The sequence below is a fragment of the Leclercia pneumoniae genome (genome assembly GCF_017348915.1).
Lineage (GTDB): Bacteria > Pseudomonadota > Gammaproteobacteria > Enterobacterales > Enterobacteriaceae > Enterobacter > Enterobacter pneumoniae.
The window spans coordinates 1,605,600-1,632,381 of the sequence record NZ_CP071383.1 but is presented as its reverse complement, the minus strand read 5'-3'; the positions used below and the strand labels follow the sequence as shown (position 1 = coordinate 1,632,381).

General features: G+C 55.9%; 25 protein-coding genes. 14 read left to right on the top strand and 11 right to left on the bottom strand.

The genetic code is table 11. The annotated features are described in order from the left end of the window. Positions 1–215 precede the first annotated feature (215 nt). Positions 216–1,400 (top strand): NupC/NupG family nucleoside CNT transporter, encoded by a 1,185-nt coding sequence (locus tag JZ655_RS07650; RefSeq protein ID WP_046886632.1) that lies wholly within the window; start codon positions 216–218, stop codon positions 1,398–1,400. Between the two features lie 32 nt (positions 1,401–1,432). Here JZ655_RS07650 and JZ655_RS07645 read toward each other — a convergent pair whose 3' ends face one another. Together JZ655_RS07645 and putP are read right to left on the bottom strand one after the other, a co-directional pair. After that, positions 1,433–1,852, bottom strand: coding sequence for a DUF3574 domain-containing protein (locus JZ655_RS07645; RefSeq protein ID WP_207293448.1), 420 nt, complete (start codon positions 1,850–1,852; stop codon positions 1,433–1,435). A gap of 103 nt (positions 1,853–1,955) precedes the next feature. Next, entirely contained in the window at positions 1,956–3,464 is a 1,509-nt protein-coding gene (gene putP, locus JZ655_RS07640; RefSeq protein ID WP_207293447.1) for a sodium/proline symporter PutP, read from the bottom strand. Positions 3,465–3,884: 420 nt separating this feature from the next. Between putP and putA the strand changes: the two genes are divergently transcribed. Together putA and JZ655_RS07630 are read left to right on the top strand one after the other, a co-directional pair. Next, positions 3,885–7,847 (top strand): trifunctional transcriptional regulator/proline dehydrogenase/L-glutamate gamma-semialdehyde dehydrogenase, encoded by a 3,963-nt coding sequence (gene putA / locus JZ655_RS07635; protein ID WP_207293446.1) that lies wholly within the window; start codon positions 3,885–3,887, stop codon positions 7,845–7,847. A 61-nt stretch (positions 7,848–7,908) separates the two neighbouring features. Next, entirely contained in the window at positions 7,909–8,304 is a 396-nt protein-coding gene (locus JZ655_RS07630; protein WP_040076225.1) for a lysozyme inhibitor LprI family protein, read from the top strand. Here the strand turns inward: JZ655_RS07630 and rutR are convergent. Then, entirely contained in the window at positions 8,301–8,939 is a 639-nt protein-coding gene (gene rutR, locus JZ655_RS07625) for an HTH-type transcriptional regulator RutR (RefSeq protein WP_040076226.1), read from the bottom strand. The two genes, JZ655_RS07630 and rutR, sit on opposite strands and share 4 nt — an antisense overlap. A gap of 285 nt (positions 8,940–9,224) precedes the next feature. Here rutR and rutA point away from each other — a divergent pair, with 285 nt between their 5' ends. From rutA to rutG, 7 genes are read left to right on the top strand one after another with little or no spacing between them, the layout of a single operon-like run. Next, positions 9,225–10,316 carry a pyrimidine utilization protein A gene (rutA, locus tag JZ655_RS07620; protein ID WP_046886637.1) on the top strand — a complete coding sequence of 364 codons (1,092 nt, stop codon included), beginning with the start codon at positions 9,225–9,227 and terminating at the stop codon, positions 10,314–10,316. Further along, positions 10,316–11,008: a pyrimidine utilization protein B gene (gene rutB / locus JZ655_RS07615; RefSeq protein ID WP_040076228.1), complete on the top strand. Its 693-nt coding sequence runs from the start codon at positions 10,316–10,318 to the stop codon at positions 11,006–11,008. Before rutA ends, rutB begins: the two co-directional genes overlap by 1 nt. Before the next feature lie 11 nt (positions 11,009–11,019). Beyond that, entirely contained in the window at positions 11,020–11,406 is a 387-nt protein-coding gene (gene rutC, locus JZ655_RS07610) for a pyrimidine utilization protein C (RefSeq protein ID WP_040076230.1), read from the top strand. Between the two features lie 7 nt (positions 11,407–11,413). Next, on the top strand, positions 11,414–12,214 hold the full coding sequence (gene rutD, locus JZ655_RS07605) for a pyrimidine utilization protein D (RefSeq protein ID WP_207293445.1): 801 nt from the start codon (positions 11,414–11,416) through the stop codon (positions 12,212–12,214). Between the two features lie 9 nt (positions 12,215–12,223). Beyond that, positions 12,224–12,814, top strand: coding sequence for a malonic semialdehyde reductase (locus tag JZ655_RS07600; RefSeq protein WP_207293444.1), 591 nt, complete (start codon positions 12,224–12,226; stop codon positions 12,812–12,814). Positions 12,815–12,823: 9 nt separating this feature from the next. Beyond that, positions 12,824–13,318, top strand: a complete 495-nt coding sequence (rutF, locus tag JZ655_RS07595) for an NADH-dependent FMN reductase RutF (protein ID WP_040076233.1) — start codon at positions 12,824–12,826, stop codon at positions 13,316–13,318. Positions 13,319–13,339: 21 nt separating this feature from the next. Continuing rightward, complete coding sequence (gene rutG, locus JZ655_RS07590) at positions 13,340–14,668, top strand: pyrimidine utilization transport protein G (RefSeq protein WP_207293443.1); 1,329 nt, start codon at positions 13,340–13,342, stop codon at positions 14,666–14,668. A gap of 44 nt (positions 14,669–14,712) precedes the next feature. Here the strand turns inward: rutG and JZ655_RS07585 are convergent, their stop codons facing one another. Both JZ655_RS07585 and JZ655_RS07580 read right to left on the bottom strand, forming a co-directional pair. Then, on the bottom strand, positions 14,713–15,618 hold the full coding sequence (locus tag JZ655_RS07585; protein ID WP_207293442.1) for a DMT family transporter: 906 nt from the start codon (positions 15,616–15,618) through the stop codon (positions 14,713–14,715). Positions 15,619–15,763: 145 nt separating this feature from the next. Then, a complete protein-coding gene (locus tag JZ655_RS07580; RefSeq protein ID WP_040076236.1) occupies positions 15,764–15,943 on the bottom strand; it encodes a con-10 family general stress protein in 180 nt (59 codons plus the stop codon). A 549-nt stretch (positions 15,944–16,492) separates the two neighbouring features. On the opposite strand from JZ655_RS07580, the gene wrbA reads away from it, so the two are divergent. Together wrbA and JZ655_RS07570 are read left to right on the top strand one after the other, a co-directional pair. Continuing rightward, on the top strand, positions 16,493–17,089 hold the full coding sequence (gene wrbA, locus JZ655_RS07575) for an NAD(P)H:quinone oxidoreductase (RefSeq protein WP_040076237.1): 597 nt from the start codon (positions 16,493–16,495) through the stop codon (positions 17,087–17,089). Positions 17,090–17,109: 20 nt separating this feature from the next. Beyond that, on the top strand, positions 17,110–17,337 hold the full coding sequence (locus JZ655_RS07570; RefSeq protein ID WP_040076238.1) for a YccJ family protein: 228 nt from the start codon (positions 17,110–17,112) through the stop codon (positions 17,335–17,337). Positions 17,338–17,371: 34 nt separating this feature from the next. Here the strand turns inward: JZ655_RS07570 and agp are convergent, their stop codons facing one another. The 3 genes from agp to JZ655_RS07555 all read right to left on the bottom strand — a co-directional run bounded on the left by agp (position 17,372) and on the right by JZ655_RS07555 (position 20,877). Continuing rightward, complete coding sequence (agp, locus tag JZ655_RS07565) at positions 17,372–18,613, bottom strand: bifunctional glucose-1-phosphatase/inositol phosphatase (RefSeq protein ID WP_207293441.1); 1,242 nt, start codon at positions 18,611–18,613, stop codon at positions 17,372–17,374. A gap of 738 nt (positions 18,614–19,351) precedes the next feature. Continuing rightward, the gene (locus JZ655_RS07560; RefSeq protein ID WP_207293440.1) at positions 19,352–19,963 is read right to left on the bottom strand and encodes a hypothetical protein; all 612 of its coding nucleotides are present in this window, start codon (positions 19,961–19,963) and stop codon (positions 19,352–19,354) included. 216 nt (positions 19,964–20,179) lie between these two features. Then, positions 20,180–20,877, bottom strand: a protein-coding gene (locus JZ655_RS07555; RefSeq protein WP_242637262.1) for an IS1-like element IS1A family transposase whose coding sequence is annotated in 2 segments (ribosomal slippage) — positions 20,180–20,628 and positions 20,628–20,877 — 699 coding nt in all. Because the reading frame shifts where the segments join, the coding sequence is not laid out codon by codon here. 608 nt (positions 20,878–21,485) lie between these two features. Here JZ655_RS07555 and JZ655_RS07550 point away from each other — a divergent pair. Beyond that, on the top strand, positions 21,486–22,745 hold the full coding sequence (locus JZ655_RS07550) for an amino acid permease (RefSeq protein WP_425352484.1): 1,260 nt from the start codon (positions 21,486–21,488) through the stop codon (positions 22,743–22,745). A gap of 481 nt (positions 22,746–23,226) precedes the next feature. Here JZ655_RS07550 and JZ655_RS07545 read toward each other — a convergent pair whose 3' ends face one another. Beyond that, positions 23,227–23,622 (bottom strand): VOC family protein, encoded by a 396-nt coding sequence (locus JZ655_RS07545; RefSeq protein WP_207293438.1) that lies wholly within the window; start codon positions 23,620–23,622, stop codon positions 23,227–23,229. A 167-nt stretch (positions 23,623–23,789) separates the two neighbouring features. After that, positions 23,790–24,866, bottom strand: a complete 1,077-nt coding sequence (locus JZ655_RS07540; protein ID WP_040076244.1) for a LacI family DNA-binding transcriptional regulator — start codon at positions 24,864–24,866, stop codon at positions 23,790–23,792. A gap of 269 nt (positions 24,867–25,135) precedes the next feature. Here JZ655_RS07540 and JZ655_RS07535 point away from each other — a divergent pair, with 269 nt between their 5' ends. Further along, positions 25,136–26,401, top strand: a complete 1,266-nt coding sequence (locus JZ655_RS07535; RefSeq protein WP_046886646.1) for a maltoporin — start codon at positions 25,136–25,138, stop codon at positions 26,399–26,401. A gap of 105 nt (positions 26,402–26,506) precedes the next feature. Here JZ655_RS07535 and JZ655_RS07530 read toward each other — a convergent pair whose 3' ends face one another. After that, on the bottom strand, positions 26,507–26,755 hold the full coding sequence (locus JZ655_RS07530; RefSeq protein ID WP_080346648.1) for a PTS sugar transporter subunit IIB: 249 nt from the start codon (positions 26,753–26,755) through the stop codon (positions 26,507–26,509). Positions 26,756–26,782: the final 27 nt, after the last annotated feature.

The following is a 26,782-nucleotide window of genomic DNA, read 5'->3' as shown; positions in this document are numbered from 1 at the left end:
CAAAGAAAGGTAAATTCTTGTGATAGTGATTATCATTACGGCATGAAGAAATACAAGCGAAATATGCGGCGTTTTGATGACAGGATGTAAACCCCTTGCAGGGTAATCATTACCCTGTTAACTAACGGCTTTATAAGCTCATGAATAAAAGTCCATTTACCCTTAAACGCGGCTGTGGCTAAATGTGCGCCTCGAAAACCTGCTGATTATTAAATATGTCTACTATTTTGCACTTCCTGCTGGCCCTGGTGGTTATCCTGGCGCTGGCGTGGCTGGTCAGTTTCGATCGCCGTAAAATTCGTATCCGCTATATTTTACAGCTCATCGTGATCGAAATAGCGCTGGCGTTCTTTTTCCTGCATGCCGAAAGCGGCCTGTTCATTATTAAATATGTTTCGGGCTTCTTTGAAACGCTGCTGAAATATGCCGCCGAGGGCACCAACTTTGTCTTTGGCGGTATGGGTGACAAAGGGCTGGCCTTTATCTTCCTTGGCGTGCTCTGCCCCATCGTCTTTATCTCCGCCCTGATTGGGATATTGCAACACTGGCGCATTCTGCCGATCTTTATTCGCCTGCTGGGTAGCGCGCTGGCAAAAGTGAACGGCATGGGTAAGCTGGAGTCGTTTAACGCGATCAGCTCTCTTACGCTCGGCCAGTCAGAAAACTTCATTGCTTATAAAGGGGTGTTAGGCGATCTCTCCTCCCGTCGTCTGTTCACGATGGCGGCCACGGCCATGTCGACCGTCTCGCTCTCGATCGTGGGCGCCTATATGACGATGCTGGAGGCCAAATATGTGGTGGCGGCGCTGATTCTGAATATGTTCAGCACCTTTATCATTCTGTCGGTCATTAATCCGACGCGCCCGGAAGCTGAGCCGGATATTAAGCTGGAAAAGATGCACGAATCCCAGAGTTTCTTCGAAATGCTCGGAGAGTATATTCTGGCCGGCTTTAAGGTGGCGATGATTATTCTGGCGATGCTGATTGGCTTTATTGCACTGATTAGCGCCGTCAACGCCCTCTTCTCCAGCATCTTTGGTTTAAGCTTCCAGCAGATCCTGGGCTATGTGTTTTATCCTCTGGCCTGGCTGGTAGGCATCCCGCTTAGCGATGCGTTGCACGCAGGTGGCATTATGGCCACCAAGCTGGTGGCGAACGAATTTGTGGCGATGATCGAGCTGCAAAAAATTGCCGCGGAGATGACGCCGCGGGGGCTGGGCATTTTGTCGGTGTTCCTGGTTTCGTTCGCCAACTTTGCCTCTATCGGTATCGTGGCCGGGGCAATTAAAGGGCTGAACGAGCAGCAGGGCAACGTGGTATCACGCTTCGGCCTGCGCCTGGTCTACGGTGCGACGCTGGTGAGCTTGCTCTCGGCGAGCTTTGCCGGCCTGGTGCTGTAAATCTTGACGGCGGGGTATCCCGCCGTTTTTCGTTAAAACTGGACGCACACCGGCTGGTCAATACGCATCACCGACTCCTGGGCGAAGCGTGATTTATAAATCCCCCGCAGTGCCTCAATATTTTTCTCACTCTGCGCGTCTTTACCGTGAATCAGCATCAGCGCCTTGCTCGGCTCCCGCGCCACTTTCCCGTCGTTCCCCAGCCATTGCCCACGTGCATCAAACACCGTTAAGCCATCACGAAAACGTGGGGTAACGTCCTGATCGACAAACTGTTGCCACTCCGCACCGGTAATCTCTGCCCCTGCCGGGCGGTTAAGCCCGAAATAGAGCGTGGTTTGCTGCATCTGGTTATCGGCTTTACATTCCGCTACCGCCGCATGTTGCGACGGTGCGCTGCAGCCAGCCAGCAGTAAAAGTGTGCCTGCCATTAACCCTGTTTTGAACATCATGGTTGCTATCCTCATTGTTATAAGCCCCGAGATATCAACGTAAAACAGAAAATTTAGCAATAAAAAAGCCGGGCGTACCCGGCTTAGAGAGCGTGCGTCAGGCTTATTCCGCCTGCAGCTTAACCGGCGGTGCCGTGTGATAATGGGCATCCGCTTCAGCAAAGCGTTTCTGCATGGCCGCAGATGGCGCTTTGCCCAGCAAGCTAAAGATCACAATACCCAGGCTGGCGAAGATAAAGCCCGGGATGATTTCGTACAGGCCCAGCCAGGCGAACTGTTTCCAGACGATAACGGTAACCGCACCGATGATCATCCCCGCCAGCGCGCCGTTACGGGTCATACGCGACCAGAGTACAGAGAAGAGGACTACCGGGCCGAAAGCGGCACCAAAGCCCGCCCAGGCGTAGCTCACCAGACCCAGTACGCGGTTATCCGGATTTGCCGCCAGCGCAATGGCAATTAGCGCCACCACCAGCACCATAAAGCGCCCTACCCATACCAGCTCTTTCTGACTTGCCCCTTTACGCAGGAAAGCCTTATAGAGATCTTCAGTAATGGCGCTGGAGCAGACCAGCAGCTGGCAGCTCAGGGTGGACATCACCGCGGCCAGAATAGCGGACAGTAAAATCCCGGCAATCCATGGGTTAAAGAGGATCTGCGCCAGCTCAATGAATACGCGCTCGGCGTTCTGGTTCACCGCGCCCGCCTGCGCCGGATTGTTATTGAAGTAAGCGATACCGAAGAAGCCTACTGCACAGGCACCCGCCAGGCAGAGAATCATCCAGGTCATGCTGATACGACGCGCATGCACGATGGTGTGGTGAGAATCCGCCGCCATAAAGCGCGCCAGAATGTGTGGCTGACCGAAATAGCCCAGCCCCCAGCCCATCAGGGAGACGATAGCGACGAAGTTAAGCCCTTTCAGCATATCGACGTTTTCAATGCTTTTTTGCTTAATCACTTCCAGCGAATCGCCAAACCCACCCACGGTGATAATCACAATGACCGGCGTCAGGATCAGGGCGAAGATCATCAGGCTCGCCTGCACGGTATCAGTCCAGCTGACGGCCAGGAACCCACCGACAAAGGTATAGAGGATGGTCGCTGCGGCACCGGCCCACAGCGCGGTTTCATAGCTCATACCGAAGGTGCTTTCAAACAGACGCGCACCGGCCACGATGCCGGAAGCACAATAGATGGTGAAGAACACTAGAATTACCACCGCCGAGATGATGCGCAGCACGCGGCTGTTATCTTCGAAGCGGCCAGTGAAGTAGTCCGGCAGGGTTAGCGCATTGTTGTTGGCTTCGGTATGCACGCGCAGACGGCCCGCCACCAGCTTCCAGTTGATCCAGGCCCCGACGGTCAAACCAATCGCGATCCAGCTTTCTGAAATACCAGAGATGAAGATGGCGCCCGGCAGGCCCATCAGCAGCCAGCCGCTCATGTCGGAGGCGCCCGCTGAGAGTGCTGTCACCATCGGCCCTAAACTGCGGCCACCTAAAATATAATCATCAAAGCTATTGGTAGATCGCCAGGCCAGGAAGCCAATAAGGATCATGCCAAAAATATAAACGATGAAGGTCACCAGCATCGGTGTGCTTATTGCCATATAACTACTCCGCAAATGTTCTGCGACAATCATCCGGATTGTCTTGTTATTGCATCATCGGAACGTGATGATGATCTCTATTTCTGTTGGCCGCGCGTATCCTGCCGTAAGCAGTGCTCGCACACAAACGATTTAACACTGCATTTACACCGAATTCATCCCAGAATTTATAGGTCTTTCCTATAGGTTGCACTCGCTCACGCTTTTACGGGTTGCACCTTGTAAAAGTGTTAAGCACCGCATAAAAACTGGCCTTAGCCGCCGCCGGCTACCTATTTTTTCAGCTAACCAGTCATTAACAATCCATTCATTTTTCAGCTTGCAAGCCCTGTCACAATTAACACGGTTGCACAAAGTTGCAACATGGTGGATATTTCTCGAAACGTTAGAACATCATTAAAGAACAACAGGAGTTTTGGCATGGGCATGACCACCATGGGGGTTAAGCTGGATGACGCAACCCGCGAACGGATTAAGAGCGCGGCGACCCGCATTGACCGCACGCCGCACTGGTTAATTAAGCAGGCTATTTTTAATTATCTGGAGCGACTGGAGAGCGAAGAGGGGTTACCGGAGCTGCCGGCCCTGCTAAACGGCGCCGCTAACGAGGGCGACGAGACGGCCGACGCAGCGGAAGAGAGCTATCAGCCCTTCCTGGAGTTCGCCGAGCAGATCCTGCCGCAGTCTGTCAGCCGTGCCGCCATCACTGCCGCTTACCGCCGTGCAGAGACCGACGCCGTGCCGATGCTGCTGGAGCAGGCCCGCCTGCCCGAGCCGATTGCGACTCAGGCGCATAACCTGGCATACCAGCTGGCCGAGAAGCTGCGTAATCAGAAAACCGCCAGCGGCCGTGCCGGCATGGTGCAGAGCCTGCTGCAGGAGTTCTCCCTCTCCTCTCAGGAGGGTGTCGCCCTGATGTGCCTGGCCGAAGCGCTGCTGCGTATTCCGGACAAAGCCACCCGCGATGCCCTGATCCGCGACAAAATCAGCAACGGCAACTGGCAGTCACACATTGGCCGCAGCCCGTCGCTGTTTGTTAATGCCGCCACCTGGGGACTGCTGTTTACCGGTCGCCTGGTCTCTACCCACAACGAAGCCAGCCTCTCCCGCTCCCTTAACCGTATTATCGGTAAAAGCGGCGAACCGCTGATCCGCAAAGGCGTGGATATGGCGATGCGCCTGATGGGCGAGCAGTTTGTGACCGGCGAAACCATCGCCGAAGCGCTGGCGAATGCCCGCAAGCTGGAAGACAAAGGCTTCCGCTACTCTTACGATATGCTGGGCGAAGCGGCCCTGACCGCCGCCGATGCGCAGGCCTATATGGTCTCTTATCAGCAGGCGATCCACGCCATCGGTAAAGCCTCCAACGGGCGCGGCATTTATGAAGGCCCGGGTATCTCCATTAAGCTTTCGGCGCTGCACCCGCGCTACAGCCGCGCGCAGTACGACCGCGTAATGGAAGAGCTCTATCCCCGTCTGAAATCCCTGACCCTGCTGGCGCGGCAGTATGACATCGGCATTAACATCGACGCCGAAGAGGCCGATCGTCTGGAGATCTCATTAGATTTGCTGGAAAAACTGTGCTTTGAGCCAGAGCTGGCGGGCTGGAACGGGATCGGCTTTGTTATTCAGGCCTACCAGAAACGCTGTCCGTTCGTCATTGATTACCTGATTGACCTGGCTTCGCGCAGCCGTCGCCGCCTGATGATCCGTCTGGTGAAAGGCGCCTACTGGGATAGCGAAATCAAACGTGCCCAGATGGAAGGGCTGGAAGGCTACCCGGTTTATACCCGCAAGGTGTATACCGATGTCTCTTACCTTGCCTGCGCGAAAAAATTGCTTGGCGTGCCCAATCTGATCTACCCGCAGTTTGCGACCCACAACGCGCACACGCTGGCGGCGATTTATCAGCTGGCGGGGCAGAACTACTACCCGGGTCAGTATGAGTTCCAGTGTCTGCACGGTATGGGTGAGCCTCTGTACGAGCAGGTCACCGGTAAAGTGGCGGAAGGAAAACTCAACCGTCCATGCCGCATTTATGCTCCGGTCGGCACCCACGAAACGCTGCTGGCGTATCTGGTTCGTCGTCTGCTGGAAAACGGTGCTAACACCTCCTTCGTTAACCGTATCGCCGATACCACCCTGCCGCTGGATGAGCTGGTGGCCGATCCGGTACAGGCGGTAGAGAAGATGGCCGCGCAGGAGGGTCAGGTTGGCCTGCCGCATCCGAAAATTGCCCTGCCGCGCGATCTGTACGGCGAAGGTCGCGTCAACTCCGCGGGTCTGGACCTGGCGAACGAACACCGTCTGGCCTCCCTCTCCTCTTCCCTGCTCAACAGCGCCCTGCATAAATGGCAGGCCAAACCGATCCTCGAACAGCCGGTGACTGACGGTGATATGCAGCCGGTGCTCAACCCGGCAGAGCCAAAAGATATTGTTGGCTATGTGCGTGAAGCCACCGAAGAGGAAGTTAACCAGGCGCTGGATAGCGCAGTGAATAACGCCCCGATCTGGTTCGCCACCCCGCCGCAGGAACGTGCCGCCATTCTGGAGCGCGCCGCGGTGCTGATGGAAGACCAGATGCAGCAACTGATTGGCATCCTGGTGCGCGAAGCGGGCAAGAGCTTCAGTAATGCCATCGCCGAAGTGCGTGAGGCGGTCGATTTCCTGCACTACTATGCAGGTCAGGTGCGCGATGATTTCGATAACGAAACGCACCGTCCTCTGGGGCCGGTCGTCTGTATCAGCCCGTGGAACTTCCCGCTGGCGATCTTCGCCGGCCAGATTGCCGCCGCGCTGGCCGCAGGCAATAGCGTGCTGGCAAAACCGGCTGAGCAAACCCCGCTGATTGCGGCTCAGGGCATCTCTATTCTGCTGGAAGCGGGCGTGCCGCCGGGCGTGGTGCAGCTGCTGCCAGGACGCGGTGAAACCGTCGGTGCTCAGCTCACCGCCGACACTCGGGTGCGCGGCGTGATGTTTACCGGCTCCACTGAAGTGGCCTCGATGCTGCAACGCAACATTGCTACCCGTCTTGACGCACAGGGCCGCCCGACGCCGCTGATTGCGGAAACCGGCGGCATGAACGCCATGATTGTCGACTCTTCTGCCCTGACCGAACAGGTGGTGGTAGACGTGCTCTCCTCCGCCTTCGACAGCGCGGGTCAGCGCTGCTCCGCCCTGCGAGTTCTCTGCCTGCAGGACGACATTGCCGACCATACGCTGAAAATGTTGCGTGGTGCGATGGCCGAGTGCCGCATGGGCAACCCGGGTCGTCTCACCACCGATATCGGGCCGGTCATCGATGCCGAAGCGAAAGCCAACATTGAAAATCACATTCAGGCGATGCGTGCTAAAGGCCGCCCGGTCTACCAGGCCGTCCGTGAAAATAGCGACGACGCCCGTGAGTGGAAAACCGGTACCTTCGTGGCACCGACCCTGATTGAGCTCGCCAGCTTCGATGAGCTGAAAAAAGAGGTCTTCGGCCCGGTGCTGCACGTGGTGCGCTACAGCCGTAATAACCTTGCCGCGCTGATTGAACAGATCAACGCCTCCGGCTACGGTCTGACTCTCGGCGTGCATACCCGTATCGACGAAACCATCGCGCAGGTGACGGGCAGCGCCAAAGTGGGCAACCTGTACGTCAACCGCAACATGGTCGGTGCTGTGGTCGGCGTGCAGCCGTTTGGCGGTGAAGGCCTGTCGGGCACCGGTCCGAAAGCCGGTGGTCCAATGTACCTTTATCGTCTGCTGGCGAACCGCCCGGAGAACGCACTGGGTGTAACCCTGGCGCGTCAGGATGCGCAGTACGCGGTGGACACCCAGGTGAAAACCGTCCTTACCCATCCGCTGGAGGCGCTGGCAGCCTGGGCAGAGAAACGCCCGGAACTGCATGCCCTGTGCCTGCAGTATGGCGAGCTGGCGCAGGCCGGTACGCAGCGTCTGCTTCCGGGCCCAACCGGCGAGCGCAACACCTGGACGCTGATGCCGCGTGAGCGTGTGCTCTGTGTGGCGGATAACGAGCAGGATGCCCTGGTCCAGCTGGCCGGTGCGCTGGCAACGGGTTGTGAAGTGCTGTGGCCAGAAGATGGCCTGCACCGCGACATGGCCAAACAGCTGCCTAAGGCGGTCAGCGAGCGGATCCACTTTGCAAAACAAGAGGAGCTGGCCCGCCAGCCGTTCGATGCGGTGATTTACCACGGCGACTCTGACCAGCTGCGTGAACTCTGCGAAGAGGTTGCGGCCCGCGAAGGGGCGATTGTTTCGGTGCAGGGCTTCGCCCGCGGTGAAACGAATCTGCTGCTGGAGCGTCTGTACGTTGAGCGTTCGCTCAGCGTCAACACCGCCGCAGCCGGGGGCAACGCAAGCCTGATGACAATCGGTTAACGCTATGCTAATAAAAGCTCCGGTAACGGAGCTTTTTTCGTTTTAAGCCCTGGGAGAAAACGTGAAATCTTTACTGATCGCCGGCACCGCGTTGCTGTTAAGCGCCAGTGCGCTGGCGGATGAGTGCGCAAACGCGACGACGCAACTGGATCTGAATATCTGCACGGCAAAACAGTATCAGGAGGCGGATAGTAAGTTGAACCAGACATACCAGGCAGCAATGAAGCGTGCGGCTGGCGCTCAGCAAGGGTTGCTGAAAAACGCCCAGCTGGCGTGGATTAAATTGCGCGACGCTGACTGCGCCTTTATCGGCTCTGGCACTGAGGGCGGCTCCGTACAGCCCATGATCGTCAATCAGTGTCTTACCGAGAAGACCAGCGAGCGCGAAGCCATGCTCGCCAGCCTGATGCAGTGTGAAGAGGGCGATTTGAGCTGCCCGCTTCCCCCGGCCAACTAACGCACGCGGATCCCTTCAATAATCATCCGCTGCACGTTTTCGGCGGTGCGCTGGAAGAACGCCTCATCCTGTAAGGTCTTGCCCGTCACCGCCTCTACCTGCGCCGAGAAGTCAGCATAGTGCTGGGTCGCGGCCCAGATCATAAAGATCAGATGGTGCGGATCCACCGCCGCCAGTTTGCCGCTGGCCACCCAGCCCGCAATAATGGCCGATTTTTCATCCACCAGCGCTTTCACGCCCCCGGTCAGCTCTTCTTTTAGCAGCGGAGCGCCCTGCAACATCTCCAGACAGAAAAGCCGGGAAGCCTGCGGGTAGTCACGCGACACTTCCAGTTTCAGGCGAATGTACTCCGAGATGGCCACCAGCGGGGTGAACTCCTCGCGAAACGCCTTCAGCGGTGCCAGCCAGACGTCAAGAATTTGGCGTAATACCGCCACGTACAGCACCTCTTTAGACGGGTAGTAATAGAGCAGATTCGTTTTTGACACCCCCGCCAGCTCAGCAACCTGTTCGAGACGAGTACCGTGGATGCCAAACTGGGAAAAGGTCTCAAGCGCCGCCGCCAGGATCGCCGCTTTTTTTGCGCTCACCGCCTGCGACCGCTTACCGGTGCCCTTCACTGCGCCTTGTGCCATGTGCTCACTCCTTTTTCTTTGCCAACAGCATAGCAAAACCCCTGACATGACACGATATTCTGCACCGCGATCGCGCATGACTGCCTGATTTATGTGCAGACTTTTTGACCGTTTAGTCCACTTTTCTAATGCCTTTTTTATCAACTTTCTTTTAACACGCTAATAACATTAACCTTTTCAAAACTGGCATCGCCTTTGCAAAACAGGAGTACGCGGCTGAAGAGGAGATGCAGGATGCAGCGCCACGTCTGACTTTCACCCCACACAGAGTAAGAGAGGTTTGTGATGAAAATTGGCGTATTTGTCCCTATCGGCAACAACGGCTGGCTGATCTCCACCCATGCCCCCCAGTACCTGCCGACCTTTGAGCTGAACAAAGCGATTGTGCAAAAGGCAGAGCACTACCATTTTGATTTTGCCCTCTCGATGATCAAGCTGCGCGGTTTTGGCGGTAAAACCGAGTTCTGGGATCACAACATGGACTCCTTCACGCTGATGGCGGGCCTTGCGGCGGTGACCACCCGCATCCAGATTTACGCGACCGCCGCGACCCTGACGCTGCCGCCGGCCATTGTGGCGCGGATGGCCTCAACCATCGACTCTATCTCCGGTGGACGCTTTGGCGTGAATCTGGTCACCGGCTGGCAGAAACCCGAATATGAGCAGATGGGGCTCTGGCCGGGCGACGAATACTTCTCAAAACGTTACGACTACCTGACCGAATATGTCACCGTCCTGCGCGACCTGTGGGGCACGGGGAAAAGCGATTTCAAGGGCGACTACTTCACCATGAACGACTGTCGCGTCAGCCCGCAGCCGCAGGTGCCAATGAAGGTGATCTGTGCCGGACAGAGCGATGCGGGCATGGCCTTCTCCGCCGAGCATGCGGACGTTAACTTTTGCTTCGGCAAAGGGGTCAATACACCGAGTGCCTTCGCGCCGACGGCCGCTCGCATGCAGCAGGCGGCCGAGAAAACCGGGCGCCACGTGGGTTCTTACGTCCTGTTTATGGTTATTGCTGACGAAACCGACGAGGCTGCACGGGCGAAGTGGGAACACTATAAAGCAGGGGCAGACGAAGAGGCCCTGAGCTGGCTCACCGAGCAGAGCCAGAAAGACACCCGCTCCGGCACCGATACCAATGTGCGCCAGATGGCCGACCCCACCTCAGCGGTGAATATCAATATGGGCACGCTGGTTGGCTCTTACGCCAGCGTAGCAAAAATGCTGGATGAAGTCGCCAGCGTACCGGGTGCCGAAGGGGTGTTGCTTACCTTTGACGATTTCCTGATGGGCATCGAGGCCTTCGGGGAACGCATTCAGCCCCTGATGCAGTGTCGGGCGAATATCCCGGCTACCACCCGGGAGGTCGCGTAATGACAACCTTACCTGCACGCCCGGAGGCGATTACCTTTGCGCCGCAGCAGAGCGCCCTGATTGTGGTGGATATGCAGAACGCCTACGCCACCCCGGGAGGCTATCTCGATCTGGCCGGATTTGACGTCTCCACCACCCGGCCTGTGATTGAGAACATTCATACCGCCGTCACCGCCGCACGAGAAGCGGGGATGCTGATCATCTGGTTCCAGAACGGCTGGGATGAGCAGTACGTCGAGGCGGGAGGCCCCGGCTCCCCCAACTACCACAAATCGAACGCCCTGAAAACCATGCGCAAACGGCCTGAACTGCAGGGCAAGCTGCTGGCAAAAGGGAGCTGGGATTACCAGCTCGTGGATGAGCTGGTGCCTCAGCCCGGCGATATCGTGTTGCCAAAACCGCGCTATAGCGGCTTTTTCAACACCCCGCTGGACAGCATCCTGCGAAGCCGGGGCATTCGTCATCTGGTCTTTACCGGAATCGCGACCAACGTCTGCGTGGAGTCGACCCTGCGCGACGGCTTTTTCCTCGAATATTTCGGCGTTGTGCTGGAGGACGCGACCCACCAGGCGGGCCCTGCATTTGCGCAAGAGGCCGCGCTGTTCAATATCGAAACCTTTTTTGGCTGGGTCAGCGATGTCGAAAGCTTCTGCCATGCCCTTTCACCCGCCACACTTGCCCGTATCGCCTGAGGAGTCACGCCATGCCTAAATCCGTCATTATCCCGCCAGGCACCAGCACCCCCATCGCCCCGTTTGTGCCGGGCACCCTTGCCGATGGCGTGGTCTATGTCTCCGGTACCCTGCCGTTTGATAAGCAGAATAATGTGGTCTATCCCGACGACCCAAAGGGGCAAACCCGCCACGTGCTCGAGACCATCAAAAGCGTTATCGAGACGGCGGGTGGCACCCTGGAGGATGTGACCTTCAACAGCATCTTTATCACCGACTGGAAAAACTACGCCGCGATTAACGAAATTTACGCGGAGTTCTTCCCCGGCGATAAGCCGGCGCGATTCTGCATTCAGTGCGGACTGGTGAAGCCGGAAGCGCTGGTTGAGATCGCCTCTGTTGCGCATATCGCTAAGTGAGGGACTGATGAAACTCTCCGTCTCACCGCCGCCCTGGGCGGGCGCGCCAGTCGTGGTATTGATTTCGGGGCTCGGGGGCAGCGCCAGCTACTGGCTGCCTCAGCTCGCTGCGCTGGAGCAGGAGTATCAGGTGGTCTGCTACGACCAGCGCGGCACGGGTAGCAATACCGCGACGCTGCCCGAGGACTACTCCCTGGCACAGATGGCCCGCGAGCTGCACGAGGCACTTTTAACAGCGGGCATCTCACGCTACGCCGTGGTGGGTCATGCGCTGGGCGCCCTGGTGGGGCTGCAACTGGCCATCGACTCGCCTGAGGCCGTGAGCGCGCTGGTCTGCATCAACGGGTGGCTGACGCTTAATCCACACACCCGACGCTGCTTCCAGATTCGCGAGCGGCTCCTGCATGCGGGCGGTGCTCAGGCGTGGGTCGAGGCCCAGCCGCTGTTTCTCTACCCGGCAGACTGGATGGCCGCCCGTGCGCCACGTATGGAGGCGGAAGAGGCGCTGGCGCTGGCCCACTTCCAGGGCAAAACCAATCTGCTGCGCAGGCTCGCCGCCCTCAAGTCAGCCGATTTTAGCCATCAGGCTGCGCGCGTGGCCTGCCCGGTGCAGGTGATCTGTTCCGCCGACGATCTGCTGGTGCCGACGGTCTGCTCCACAGCGCTGCATGCGGCCCTGCCCCGCAGCACAAAGGTGGTGATGCGCCATGGCGGCCACGCCTGCAATGTCACCGAACCCGAATCCTTTAACACCCTGCTGCTGAACGGGCTGGCCAGCCTGCTACACAGACCCGAACCCGTTTTTTAAGGAGTCGAAATGAGCGAAGCACTCAACCCCACCGCAATCAATACTCTGTTTACCCAGGCGCGCACGCACAACGGCTGGCTGCCCCAGCCGGTGAGTGACGAGACCCTGCGCGAGATCTATGCGCTGCTGAAATGGGGGCCCACCTCCGCTAACTGTTCTCCGGCGCGCTTCGTGTTTATCCGTACGCCGGAGGGCAAAGAGAAGCTGCGCCCCGCGCTCTCCAGCGGCAACCTGGAAAAGACGCTTACCGCTCCGGTGACGGCCATCGTCGCCTGGGACAGCACGTTCTATGATCGCCTCCCTGCGCTGTTTCCGCACGGCGATGCGCGAAGCTGGTTTACCTCAAGCCCGGCGCTGGCCGAGGAGACGGCGTTCCGTAATAGCGCCATGCAGGCGGCCTATCTCATTTTCGCCTGCCGGGCGCTGGGGATGGATACCGGGCCGATGTCCGGCTTCGACCGTGAGAAGGTGGACGCCGCCTTTTTCACCGGCACCCCTCTCAAGAGCAATCTGCTCGTTAACATCGGCTATGGCGATGCCAGCAAAGTGTATGCCCGCCTGCCGCGCCTCACCTTTGAAGACGCCTGCGGACTGGCGTAAGGAGCCATCATGACCCTTCCTGATAAACAGACCTTTCGCGACGCCATGGCCTGCATGGGGGCGGCGGTGAATATCATCACCACTGACGGTCCTGCCGGACAGGCGGGCTTTACCGCCAGTGCGGTGTGTAGCGTCACTGACGAGCCGCCGACCCTGCTGGTGTGCCTGAATCGGGGTGCCTCGGTGTGGCCCACGTTTAGCGAAAACCGCACCCTGTGCGTGAATACCCTGAGCGCCGGACAAGAACCGCTCTCTAATCTGTTTGGCGGCAAAACGCCGATGGTGGAGCGTTTCGCCGCCGCCCGCTGGCAGAGGGGGGAGACCGGCTGCCCGCGGCTGGAAGAGGCGCTGGTGTCGTTCGATTGCCACATTAGCCAGGTGGTGAGCGTGGGTACCCACGACATTCTGTTTTGTAGCATCGTGGCTATTACGTGCCACCCCGCGCCGCAGGGGTTGGTGTGGTTTGATCGCGGCTATCACGCACTTATGCGACCAGCCTGTTAACCCTCCTGAAGGAGTTTGCTCATGGCAATGTTCGGTTTTCCCCACTGGCAGTTGAAATCGACCTCTACGGGTAGCGGCGTGGTCGCGCCGGATGAACGACTCTCGTATCCTCAGACCGCCGTGATGGGGGTGCAGCACGCGGTGGCGATGTTTGGTGCCACGGTGCTGATGCCCATCCTGATGGGGCTGGATCCGAACTTATCGATCCTGATGTCAGGCGTCGGCACCCTGCTGTTCTTCCTGATAACCGAGGGGCGGGTGCCAAGCTATCTCGGCTCCAGCGCGGCCTTTGTGGGGGTAGTGATTGCTGCCACCGGCTTTAGCGGCCAGGGGGTAAACCCCAATCTCAGCGTGGCGCTGGGGGGAATTATCGCCTGCGGGGCAGTCTATACCCTGATTGGGCTGATCGTGATGAAAAGCGGTACCCGCTGGATAGAACGGCTCATGCCGCCGGTGGTCACGGGGGCGGTGGTGATGGCCATTGGCCTTAACCTGGCGCCGATTGCGGTGAAAGGGGTCTCTGGCTCGGCATTTGATAGCTGGATGGCGGTGATGACGGTGCTGTGCATTGGCCTGGTCGCGGTCTTTACCCGCGGCATGGTGCAACGGCTTTTGATTCTGGTGGGATTGATCATCGCCTGCCTGCTCTATGCGCTGGTCACTAACGTGCTCGGGCTGGGGAAACCGGTGGATTTTACGCTGGTACACAACGCCGCCTGGTTTGGTGTGCCGCAGCTCACCTCCCCCACGTTTAGCGGCCAGGCGATGATGCTGATTGCCCCGGTGGCAGTGATCCTGGTGGCGGAAAACCTGGGCCACCTGAAGGCGGTGGCGGGGATGACCGGGCGCAATATGGACCCGTACATGGGCCGCGCCTTTGTCGGTGACGGACTGGCGACGCTGCTTTCAGGCTCGGTGGGCGGCAGCGGCGTGACCACCTATGCCGAGAACATCGGTGTGATGGCGGTGACAAAAGTCTACTCTACGCTGGTGTTTGTGGCCGCGGCGGTGATTGCCCTGCTGCTGGGCTTCTCGCCGAAGTTTGGCGCGCTGATCCACACCATTCCTGCTCCGGTGATTGGCGGCGCCTCGATCGTGGTGTTTGGCCTGATTGCGGTGGCGGGAGCGCGCATCTGGGTGCAAAACCATGTTGATCTGAGTCAGAACGGGAATCTGATCATGGTGGCGGTGACGCTGGTTCTGGGGGCGGGAGATTTTGCCCTGTCGCTGGGCGGCTTTACTCTGGGCGGCATTGGCACCGCGACCTTCGGCGCAATTCTGTTGAATGCGCTATTAAGCCGACGGACGGCAGCCGTCCCCCAGGGGGAAGTTGTCGGGCAGGACAGTTAACAGCCAATGCCCCTCCGGGGAGGGGCATTTCTGCTCAACACGATTTAGTCTGAGGTTAGCTCGCTTGCCGCTTTTCGCTTCTTTTTTAACTTCAGTTCGCTCACCAGCACGCCTGCGACAATAAAGACGCCGCCAAGCAGGGCCAGGACAGGCAGTCGTTCGCCGGCGATGCGGCCAAAAATACCGGCCCAGACCGGTTCGCCGGTGTAGATGACGGTCGCACGCGTCGGGGAGACACTTTTCTGCGCCCAGTTCATGGTGACCTGAATAATGGCGCTGAAAATGCCCAGACCGAGCGCAACAATAATCAGCCCTGGCGACAGAGCTGGAACGGCTTCGCCGGCAGGGACCATCGCGCCAAATGCCACCAGCGACGCGGTAGCGAGCTGCACCACGGTGACCCGTTTTACATCGACCTGTCCCGCCCACGCACTAATAAGAATGATCTCCGCCGCAATGGCAATCGCGCCTACCAGGGTGATGATCTCACCCGGTCCTAATGCCAGCAGATTATCGCCCGGCCCGGCCAGCAGTATCAGGCCTATAAAGGCCAGCACGATGCCCACACAGGACATGATTCCCGGTATTCTGCCGAGGCATAACCATTGCAACAGTGGCACCAGCGGAACGTACATCGCCGTGATAAAGGCCGATTTACTGCTGGAGATGCTTTGTAAACCCCAGGTTTGCAGGCTGTAACCCATGGCGATCGCCACGCCGATCGCTACGCCGGCTTTGAGCTCTCTAAGCGTAAGTCCGCGCAAAGATTTCAGTGAGATCAACGCCACCGCAATTGCCGCCGTGGCGAAGCGCAGGCCGACAAAGAAAAAGGGATCGCTCAGGGTGACCGCATACTGGACGGCCAGAAACGTGCCACCCCAGAACATAGTGATGAGAATTAATAGCGCTTCTTGCGGTTTAACGGAGAAAGCATAACGAGAGGCAGACATGTAACACCAAAGACAAGAATCAATCCGCTAGTGTGCGATGTCGGTGATAACAGTTCAATGTTGCGGAGATAAAAAAAACCGCCGGGCTATCCGGCGGTGGGAGCAACGTTACGGATTACGCTATCCGTATCGTAGACTTTAGTCACTACTTGCTATTGTTACCGCTGCCGTGACTGTTTTTGCCCCCTTTTTTGCCAGCTTCTGATGCACGCTGAGGGTCATTTTTGAAATTACCCCCGCTCTGCTGGCCACCTTTACGGCCTGCTGCTGATGCTCTTTCACGATCTTCTGCGAAATTACCTGACCCACCACGATGGTTAGCCATGTTCTACCTCCAGAGTTCGACATATTAGACATCATACTGCATTCAGTAAAAGAGGATTCTTTCACCTGGCGACACTTACTCAGCGAGTTTATCTGCGCCGCGTGAAACTAAGCTTAGTGGACATAGGGCATCCGGCCAGTGAATCGTAATATTCAGCAACAGGAAATCAGCCTTTCGTATGAAAATTCCTGCCGCTTACACATAAGCACCTCTTATCGTTCCGAAAATTCGATACGGCAAATATGTTTCATATTGCAACAATGCGCCTGATCCCTTTCGCCACAATGATCTTCAGGCTGCAACGACTGAGTGAGGCGCGTCGCGGCTGCAGACTCTAACGCCGGATATCGTCAGACCAGCGCTGCCGCACGGTTCAGTGGGGGTCGGTTTATGGTCAAAGCGAATCTTAAGCGACGCTCACCGGCCCCGCAAAAGCAGCAGTGCTCAGATCAAACAACCCGCGCAATAATTTGCACTCCTGCCAGCACGTCATATCTTTAAGGTACTGCAGCGCTCGGCTGCGCGACGATAATTGAGGAGTGAAGCAAGATGGCGAAAATTCTGGTGCTCTATTATTCGATGTACGGACACGTAGAAACGATGGCGCAGGCAGTGGCGGAAGGCGCCAGAAGAATTGGGGGCGTTGAGGTAACCATTAAACGTGTACCTGAAACCATGCCCGCAGAGGTGTTTGCCAACGCAGGGGGTAAAACACAGGATACCCCGGTCGCCACCCCGCAGGAGCTGGCGGACTACGATGCGATTATCATTGGCACCCCAACGCGCTTCGGCAATATGGCCGGACAGATGCGCACTTTCCTCGATCAGACCGGGGGGCTGTGGGCCAACGGCGCGCTACGCGGCAAAATTGCCAGCGTGTTTAGCTCAACCGGCACCGGCGGCGGCCAGGAACAGACAATTACCTCTACATGGACTACCCTTGCACATCATGGGATGGTGATTGTACCTATCGGCTACGGCTCACCGGAACTGTTTGATATTTCTCAGGTACGTGGTGGTACCCCCTACGGCGCCACGACCATTGCCGGGGGAGATGGCTCCCGCCAGCCCAGCGAGGCGGAGCTGAATATTGCCCGCTATCAGGGTGAACATGTTGCCGGCTTAGCCGTCAAACTGAAAGGTTAACCGTAAACAGGAGGACGAATATGCCAACTCAAGAAGCAAAAGCGCATCGCGTGGGCGAATGGGCGAGTTTACGTAATACATCGCCAGAAATCGCAGAGGCTATCTTTGAAGTCGCAAACTACGATGAGAAGCTGGCGGAGAAAATATGGGAAGAAGGCAGCGATGAAGTACTGGTGCGCGCCTTTGAGAAGACGGATAAAGACTCGCTGTTCTGGGGCGAGCAAACCATAGAACGGCAAAACGTCTGACAACTACCCCCCCGCCAGCGCGGGGGGGACTTTTTTACTTCGCCGCGTCGTTTAATACCGCATTGAATTTGTCGATCTGACAAAAACCATTTGCATCAATTGGGCAGCCCGTCAGCTCCAGCGTCACGCGCTGAGCCGGGGATTTCAGCGTCAGGACATCCGCGTTTCGCAGCTGTTCCGCACTCTGGTACACATACTCAATCTTCATCAGATCCCGGTTACCGTTTTTATCGTGCCAGCGCTGGAAGACGATCTTGCCGCCAATTGGCGTACGCTCGTACTGATCGTGTAGCTGATAAGGCTTAAAGTCGAGCGCCGTTAGCATCGAAGCTATATTGGAATCATGCCCGACCAGTACCGTGATTTTCGGGGCCTTCGCCTGGTCGGTGACCAGCGCGTTATCGATATATTTCACCAGCGGTTTAGCCACATTACGTGCCACCTCTGACGAGGTGAACAGCGAATCCTGATAGCCATTTTTCAGCTTCGAAAGTAGCCGCCACTGCTGGTCGGTTTTGATTTCGCCCCACGCCACCTGATCCATCGGGAAGCCTTCGTAATACTGCAGCGTAAAGGCATCCACCAGCGAGTTCCCCACCTTCAACGGGCCCGAAACGCCCGGCTCTTTTTGGTAGTCTGCACTGAAGGTGTCCTTCGCCTCGCTCAAATCACACACCTGCTTCTCCTTACAGGAGGGGGAGTCGGCATAGTGGGTCATCTGCTCCAGCAGTTTGTAACTCTCACCAAGCTGCATTTTTTGCCGCTCGGCCTCCATCGCCTTAAGGGCTTTTTCTTTAAACGCTGGAGAGTTATCGGTAATCACCGGGTTAAAGGTCGGATCCATGGTGCCCATCTGTTCCTGATGATGGACAGGCACGTCGCAGCCCGGGAAGGCGCCGGTGATAAAGAACTGCGCGGTAGCGACCGTGCGTTGTAGGCTGTTGGCGTAGGCATAGACGTTACTGGCCGGCGGACACTCCCCAGCCTTGATCATCCCCTCGTCGGCGAGCCATTCCCGCATGTAATGGCCCATATACACTTCCAGGACGCCGCCCTTGGTGGTGAGCTGCCCGCCCGGTACATCCCACTCCGGCCACTGGCTGGGCGTGGATTGTTCGAGTACGCTGCCGTTATTGGCCAGCGGAGCGCGCAGGTTATGGCGGCTCATAATTAAAACCTGCTGAAGCTGATACCCTTCCGGCGCGGTTTGCGCCTGTACCCCAGAACTGAGTGCGACGCTGCTTGCCACGGCGATCGCCAGGAGTGCTCTTTTCATCCCTTCTTCCTCTTTTTTTTACGCATCGCCTTGAGTGTGACAGGTTTATGACAGATTGCGCGGATGCGGGTCGCAAAGTGAAACGTTCGACGGTTCACGCCACGAAACGCGTTTTACGCGGTAGTGAAATCTGCCTGTGACGCGTTATCGCCGCTGCTCATGCGCTATCAAAAGCAATTCGGTGACGTTATGTATAACGCGGTCACCCGAGTTACACCCCCCGCTTTCATCTCCATCACGAAGGCAATACAGCGCAGACTGTGAAGAAACCACGGCGCAGGGGTGAGATAATCTGGACTTAGTATTCGTTAGCATGAGGCTATGATGGCGAAGTTTGAGATCATTCGCATGGGCGACGAGAGAGGCATCGGCAGTATCGTTCAGCGGAGGGGACTCTTTGGCAGAAAATCCACCTGGACGGTGAAGCCATCCCGGGACGCCAGATGTAAAGATGACTGGTTTCTTGATGAGTGGATATGCAGAGAGGACACCCGGGCGGTCTACCGGGACGATACGCCCCTCGACGCGTATTATACGGCTCAGTACGCGTTGCAATGCGGTAAGGCGTGAGCACACTCCTCACTTTTTATGAAGGAGAGAGATAGTCGGTTTCGCTTTGTGACGGCCGTTAAATATCCCCCTTTCGCGGCATAAAGAGGGGGAGTCGAGCCTGGCTGCTATTTTTGTTTTGCCATCATGCCGTAAAAACACAGCATGACGACTCGTGATAGCGATTAATTATGTGCGCGTTATCGATGCTTCTCTGTTATCGGTACGGTTTCGAACCGGATGTGCTAAGGCTAATTTATCAATCCGCATGTAATAACATGCCGTCATAAATAGCGCGACCATAAAGGGTATTTCATACAGCTCTTCAATAATATCCTGATGTTCAGGGCTATCAACGAAAAGGAAGGCGAGCACTCTTTTATGCTCAACCGTATCGGAGATAAGGAAAGAGATGAGCGCCAGGGAGAAGATAGCCACAGGGAAAGGAATATCTCTGATTTTGCGTGCTATTTCTGCCCTGAGAGCCCTGGAAAAAAGCGCAACGATAAGCGGTGCAATCCAGAGCACGGAGATGATACGGAAATAAAGATGTGGCACATCCGGGAAATATTCACGCCCCCAGCTAATGCTTCTCCCCAGCAGTACAAACCACCAGTATGCAGACCAGATCCAGAATAGCCGGGTGGGCTTACTGAGGGAGAGTGGCAACATCGCGGCCAGTGTGAATACGCCGCAAAAGAGTAACCAGAGTGCCTGATAATTTTCTATCTGACCCACCATAGAGGCATCAAATAAGGGTAAAGGAGAGAACCGTACCGCCATAAACAGTAACGGCAGCATTAAGGTGAACCAGAACGCAGGACTAAGGTTTTTGGATATTTTCATAATGTTATAACTTTGACAAAAATTTAGGGTAACTTATGAAAATGGCCATCTTTTGTTAATAGATGCTATAAAATTATCACAATTGTGCGGTTTAGCGATCATTGCTGCCGACCTGTGACAATATATAAACAAACAGACAAAATTCACCCAACCGGCGGTAATGACTCCAACTTATTGATAGTGTTTTATGTTCAGATAATGCCCGATGACTTTGTCATGCAGCTCCACCGATTTTGAGAACGACAGCGACTTCCGTCCCAGCCGTGCCAGGTGCTGCCTCAGATTCAGGTTATGCCGCTCAATTCGCTGCGTATATCGCTTGCTGATTACGTGCAGCTTTCCCTTCAGGCGGGATTCATACAGCGGCCAGCCATCCGTCATCCATATCACCACGTCAAAGGGTGACAGCAGGCTCATAAGACGCCCCAGCGTCGCCATAGTGCGTTCACCGAATACGTGCGCAACAACCGTCTTCCGGAGCCTGTCATACGCGTAAAACAGCCAGCGCTGGAGCGATTTAGCCCCGACATAGCCCCACTGTTCGTCCATTTCCGCGCAGACGATGACGTCACTGCCCGGCTGTATGCGCGAGGTTACCGACTGCGGCCTGAGTTTTTTAAGTGACGTAAAATCGTGTTGAGGCCAACGCCCATAATGCGGGCGGTTGCCCGGCATCCAACGCCATTCATGGCCATATCAATGATTTTCTGGTGCGTACCGGGTTGAGAAGCGGTGTAAGTGAACTGCAGTTGCCATGTTTTACGGCAGTGAGAGCAGAGATAGCGCTGATGTCCGGCGGTGCTTTTGCCGTTACGCACCACCCCGTCAGTAGCTGAACAGGAGGGACAGCTGATAGAAACAGAAGCCACTGGAGCACCTCAAAAACACCATCATACACTAAATCAGTAAGTTGGCAGCATCACCCAACCGGCAATGTCCTGTCGCCACAAAATTATGGCATCTCACAACCGCTTTTTTCAGCAGCATCCTTAACGTGCATAACGCTATAGGCTGGTTATAAGATTGTATTGTTCATGTTTTTTTAATTCCCCCCAGGCGCATCCATTCAGCTCCGCTATAAAATATTCGAATAAGCTTCTCCTTCAGAAATAAAATTACTTATGGTAATTAATTATTAAGGTATTTTTTTCTGATTAACAGGCGTGCAGGCAGGGAAAGTCAGGCGTTATTTAGTCGTTAATGTCACAAATGCCTTTTCTTATTAACCGCCTGTTAAAGCATACTCTATAAATAATGACAGTTGCTTACAGGTATACTGACAAGGTTTTGAGTATGCGAAAGCACCTCCTCTCGGCCCAGTACGTGATAGCACTGGACGTTATATCTCTACCGCGATTTCCAGAGGCAGATGATCTCCTTTTTACACCCCTCACTGGCAAGATGACCGGCAACACTTATTCGATTTCCCGGTTTGGTCTCCCTGTTTCAGGCGTTATTCTCCACGCGGTAAAACATGATGAATAGTTCAACGACGACAGTCACCCTCCCTGTACGTAAGGGCTGGCGCTGGCAGGACAATATCTGGACCCTGGGTCTGTATGGCACAGCGGTCGGGGCGGGAACGCTTTTCCTGCCGGTGGAAATTGGTACGCGCGGGCCGGTCATCTTCCTGGTGATGCTGCTGCTGGGCCTGCCATTATCCCTGATACCGCACCTGCTTTTATGTCGGGTCTATCTGCGAGAGGAGCAGACCGAAAAAGGTATGCTGCCCATCTTCGGTTCTTTCTTTAGTGGTCACGGCGAGAAGTTGATGACCTTATTCTACTGCGTGACCTTCTTCCCTGTGACCCTGGTTTACGGGGTGGCGCTGGTCAATGCGCTGGATAACTTCCTCGTGGATCATCTGCAGATGACCAGCATCAACCGTGGGCCGCTTTCATTTATCGTGGTCGCTGCGCTATATGGGGTACTGAGTAAGGGGCGCGATAAGGTCGTCGCGACGATGAGCGCGCTGGCACTACCCTTCGCGGCATCGGTGCTGCTTATCGCCGTTTCACTGATCCCGGAGTGGCATCTTGCAAATTTCACCGGTGCGGTTGCTGAGGTGAAAACCACTCCGCTGCCGGTGACGCTGAAAGGTATCTGGCTGACGCTGCCGCTGATTACGTTTTCGTTCTGCTGTGCGCCGATGATCTCCCCCCTCACCTCCTGGTATAAAGAGAAAAAAGCCGGGGGCGAGGAAAAGGCGTTGTGGGTGATCCGCGTGGCTTATATCGCCATCTTTACCAGTATCATCTTCTTCGTGCTGAGCTGCGTGCTAAGTATTCCGCATGACAGCTTCGTGCAGGCGAAGGCGGAGAACCTGAACGTGCTCTCTGTGATTAAAGGAAACGGCAGCTTCAACCTCATCTTTTATGTGGCTCCGTTCATCGCCATACTCGGCATGACAAAATCTTTCCTCGGGGTGGGCCTGTCGGTAGCAGAAACCTTTAGCCAGCTGGTGACCAGCGGATCGGGTAAAAACGCGGCGTCTCGCAAGCGCGCCGCCTCTCTGGGACTGTTTCTGCTCACGTTCGGCATCGTCTACGCGAACCCGGACGTCATCAACCTGATCGAGACGTTTTGTGGGCCGCTCATTGCGGTGATCGTGTTCCTCATTCCCGCCTGGCTTATTTGCACGCGTACTGCGCTGGCGCAGCTGCGTGGCATGACCGTGTTGTGGGTGGTTCTCGGCGGGCTGGCAACCCTCTCGGCGCTACTCTGGCCGATGTTGTAGGACAACGCTGGCAGCTCCAGTGCGTTGTTCCTCAGTCTCCGCCAGACGCTCCGAAATGCCCGGTGCGAAACGAAGCATTTAACAAAAAGAGCGCACTGAATTATTAAGGGAGGAAAATTTGAAAACAGCGTCTACGCTTTCTGAGAAACGTGTTATCAGAAGGGATTAACCGATGGCAGATTTTGTATTGCTGGCCGCTTTGGTAGCGCTCATAGTGTTGGGTCTTATCAGTGTGTTGAAGGCGTTACTCGGCGCCTGGTGCGGTTCAGAACAGCGTTAACAGAACACGCTTTTTTGGGCAGTCCATAAGGTACAAAAAACTGTAATTTCGCGTGCTATCTGCGCCTTTATTTCCACTCTAAAGGCGCAGTCTCCCGTGGTGGGATAACGCATACAGCCATTCCTGTTGTTTATCGCGTGCGTAAGCCTGTGTGCATGGCGGTTCTGCATGCGTACCAGGCAGTGCCGACATTCTGATCCGTTATTTAGGTGACTCCCAGGCTCGGTTCTGGATAACGACCCTGTACCCGTCAGGATCTATAAAGGTTGCCCCCTGCTTATCCCAGTAAGGATTGAACGCGCTCACCGCCCTGAAGCCCGCCGCGATCATCTTTTCACAGGCCTCTTCCCACGCCTGCTTTTCCGGATAGTACATGACCAGCAGATCTTCTGCTGTCGGGGAAGGCTGTACCGGATGGTGCAGACAGAGGGTTAACTCCATATGCCAGTGCAGCCCCGCACGGCCGAGCATGATGCCGCTAAAGCCGTCATGATCGTCAAAGTCGGCAATCTTTTGCAGCCCCAGGCCGCTGGCGTACATATGGAAAGATCGTGCAAGATCGGTCACGGGTCTGGCAATGCGCAGGTGAGGAAACATTCAGCGGGCTCCTGTTGGGCTATTTTCCGGGGTCAGAAGCCTGAGTTTATCGCTGAATCTTATAAATATTTGTCCATTAGAGCTTACCTCCCTGCCGCTGCCCTTGCGCCTCTGTGCGTGAGGCACGCTCAGAGGCAACTCTGCCCAGTCGCCATAATGAGGGGGCTTTACCGCTCCTCCAGTTGATGGGCAATGGCCCGCAGCTGGTCGGCGAGCGCCTGCAGGTTTTTACCCTTCTCCCCTTTCGGGCCGGTGGAGTGCCGCACCACCAGCCGCGCCGGTAGGATGGACGACAAGCGCAGCGTACTTTCCTCTCCGTGGTCCAGAATGCGGCGCACCGCTTCTTTACCCTGCAGATCCAGATCCAGCGAGACGGTCGTCAGTGCCGGATAGAAGAATGAGCTTTCATAGGTGTCATCGTAACCAATCACCGATTTCTCGCCCGGAATCGGGATCTGATGTTGATGGAAGGCGCTTAGCACCCCCAGCGCCATCTGGTCGTTCCCCACCAGCACGGCGGTAAAGTGGGCTGTCTCACGCAGCATTTGCAGCGCCCCCGCGTAACCGCTCTGCGCATCCCAGTTGCCGCGCACGATGGTGGCAGGCTCCAGGCCATAACTCTTCAACGTCTCCACCCAGCTTTTCAGGCGCAGCTCTGCCGAGACTGAACTGGCCGGTCCCGCCAGCAGCGCGATCTCTCGGTGGCCGAGTTCATGCAGATATTTCACGCTGGCGCGCGTGCCATCCGCCGGGTTAAACGAAACGTTAAACACAGAGCTGTAGGGATCAACATCCAGGAACAGGCAGACGATGTCGTCGTTATCTGACGCGATTTTCTGCGCCTCGTCAGCCTCCAGCGGCACGTTGATGATCACTTTGTTTACCAGCTGAGACTTCAATTCGTTGATCGAATCCTGAATGCTGTGGTTGACGTTCTCATCGATCATGGAGATCAGCACCTGGTAACCTTCAAGATTGGCATAGCGTTTTACCGCCGCCGCCACCTGTGAAGGGGCATGCAGGGCCAGAGATATGGTGACCAGCCCTACGGTCTGCGTCTGCTTGCCGACCAGTTGCTGTGCCAGCCGGTTCGGAACATAACGCAGTATTTCAATGGCTTTCTCCACCTTATGGCGCGTGGCTTCGGATACATTGGCAGATTTGTTCAGTACCCTGGACACGGTCTGATAGGAGACGCCCGCATGGCGAGCCACATCCTCTAACGTCGCGCTTTTCGACTTCATGGTCCGGTTCCTTGTGTCGTTATTGTTTGATTGTAACAGGGGCCATTTAAAAAAACGCTCATCGCAGCATCATGGCGCGGCTCACGCTCTAAAAAAGTATGACGATCACATTGCCACATTTCTGTCTGAATCTCATCTCTCGTAACAAATCTCGCTGTTTTATTTGCACTTAATCACACATTTATGACATCACAATTGCCACGAAAAGAGTTTAGGCATTTTATGACAGCGGATTTGTGAACGTATTACAAAACAATAAGAGGGTTACAATGAACACTACGATCCGCTCTGTATCCGTTGCGTTGGCGGCTGCGCTGGCCTCACCTTCGCTGTTAGCGGCGTCTTCAGTACCTATTGATTTCCATGGATATCTTCGCTCTGGTGTGGGCGTCTCGCGGGATGGCGGGATGGAAGAGTGGCAAAAAAACAAGATTGGTCGTCTGGGTAACGAGACCGACACCTACGGTGAGCTGGAGTTAGGCTCAGAAGTTTACAAGAAGAACGATGTCAGTTTTTACCTCGACAGTATGGTCAGCATGGTGTCCGATGGCTCGAATGACAACGAATCGACCCTGGATGACGACGCCGAGTTCGGCTTGCGTCAGCTCAACCTGCAGATCAAAGGGCTGATCCCGGGCGATCCTAACGCGGTAATTTGGGGCGGTAAACGCTATTACCAGCGTCATGACCTGCACATCATCGATACCAAATACTGGAACATTTCCGGCGCCGGTGCCGGTATTGAAAACTACACCCTCGGCCCCGGTGCCATCTCCGTGGCGTGGATCCGTGGCGATGCCAATGACGTGGATTACCGCGTGGATGGCGACAACGATGTCAACATCAACTATATCGACGTACGCTACGCCGGCTGGAAACCCTGGGCAGGCGCGTGGACCGAAGTGGGCATCGATTACGCGATGCCAAACCCCACCAACAAGCAGAAAGAGTACGGCGGCTTGTATGACGCTGATAACGGCGTGATGGTCACCGGCGAGATTAGCCAGGAGATGCTGGGCGGCTATAACAAGCTGGTGCTGCAGTATGCCAACAAAGGGCTGGCGCAGAATATGGTCTCTCAGGGCGGAGGCTGGTATGACATGTGGAACTATGTCAACGATGCTTCGGGTTACCGTGTTATCAACACCGGCTTGATTCCCATCACCGATAAGCTCTCTTTCAACCACGTTCTCACCTGGGGCTCGGCGGATGACACCACCCTCTACACCGAGAAGTCACGCCTGATCTCCCTCGTCGGCCGCGCGCAGTATCAGTTTACGGAGTATGTGCGTCTTATCGGCGAGGTAGGCGGGTTCTATCAGAAAGACACCTACACCGACGGCGCGAAATACAAACAGAGCGGCGAGAAGTACACCATCGCTCTGGGTCTGGCGGATGGCCCTGATTTTATGTCGCGTCCGGAACTGCGCGTGTTTGCCTCTTATCTGAATGACTCTGAGAAGGGTCAATCATTCCAGGATGGCACCGCGAATAATAACTGGAACTTTGGCATCCAGGTTGAAGCCTGGTGGTAAGCATTATTCTCTGATTTGCCTGTTATCATTATTTTATCTCCAACACTGGGTAGTTATTTTGGCCTTTACGGGATAACCATTTATTGGCTATCCCGTTTTTTTTATTTATTTACGGCCATTAAAATGGTCGTCGAGTAATTGGCGCAAGGTATCGGATTGTCGGCCAAATATCGCATGGACTTGTTGCCCAATAATAATGACCCCTAACGCCCCCTCCTCCTGTATTGCCTGCGAGTCAACCTTATTTAAATCTTTTACCGTGACGCGCAGGCGGGTAATACAGGCTTCGATATGTTCGATATTCTCTTCTCCGCCAAACGCCGGAATTAAACGCTGAGTGATTTTGGTATCCATCAGTAGCCTCTCAGTTATATCCGTCAT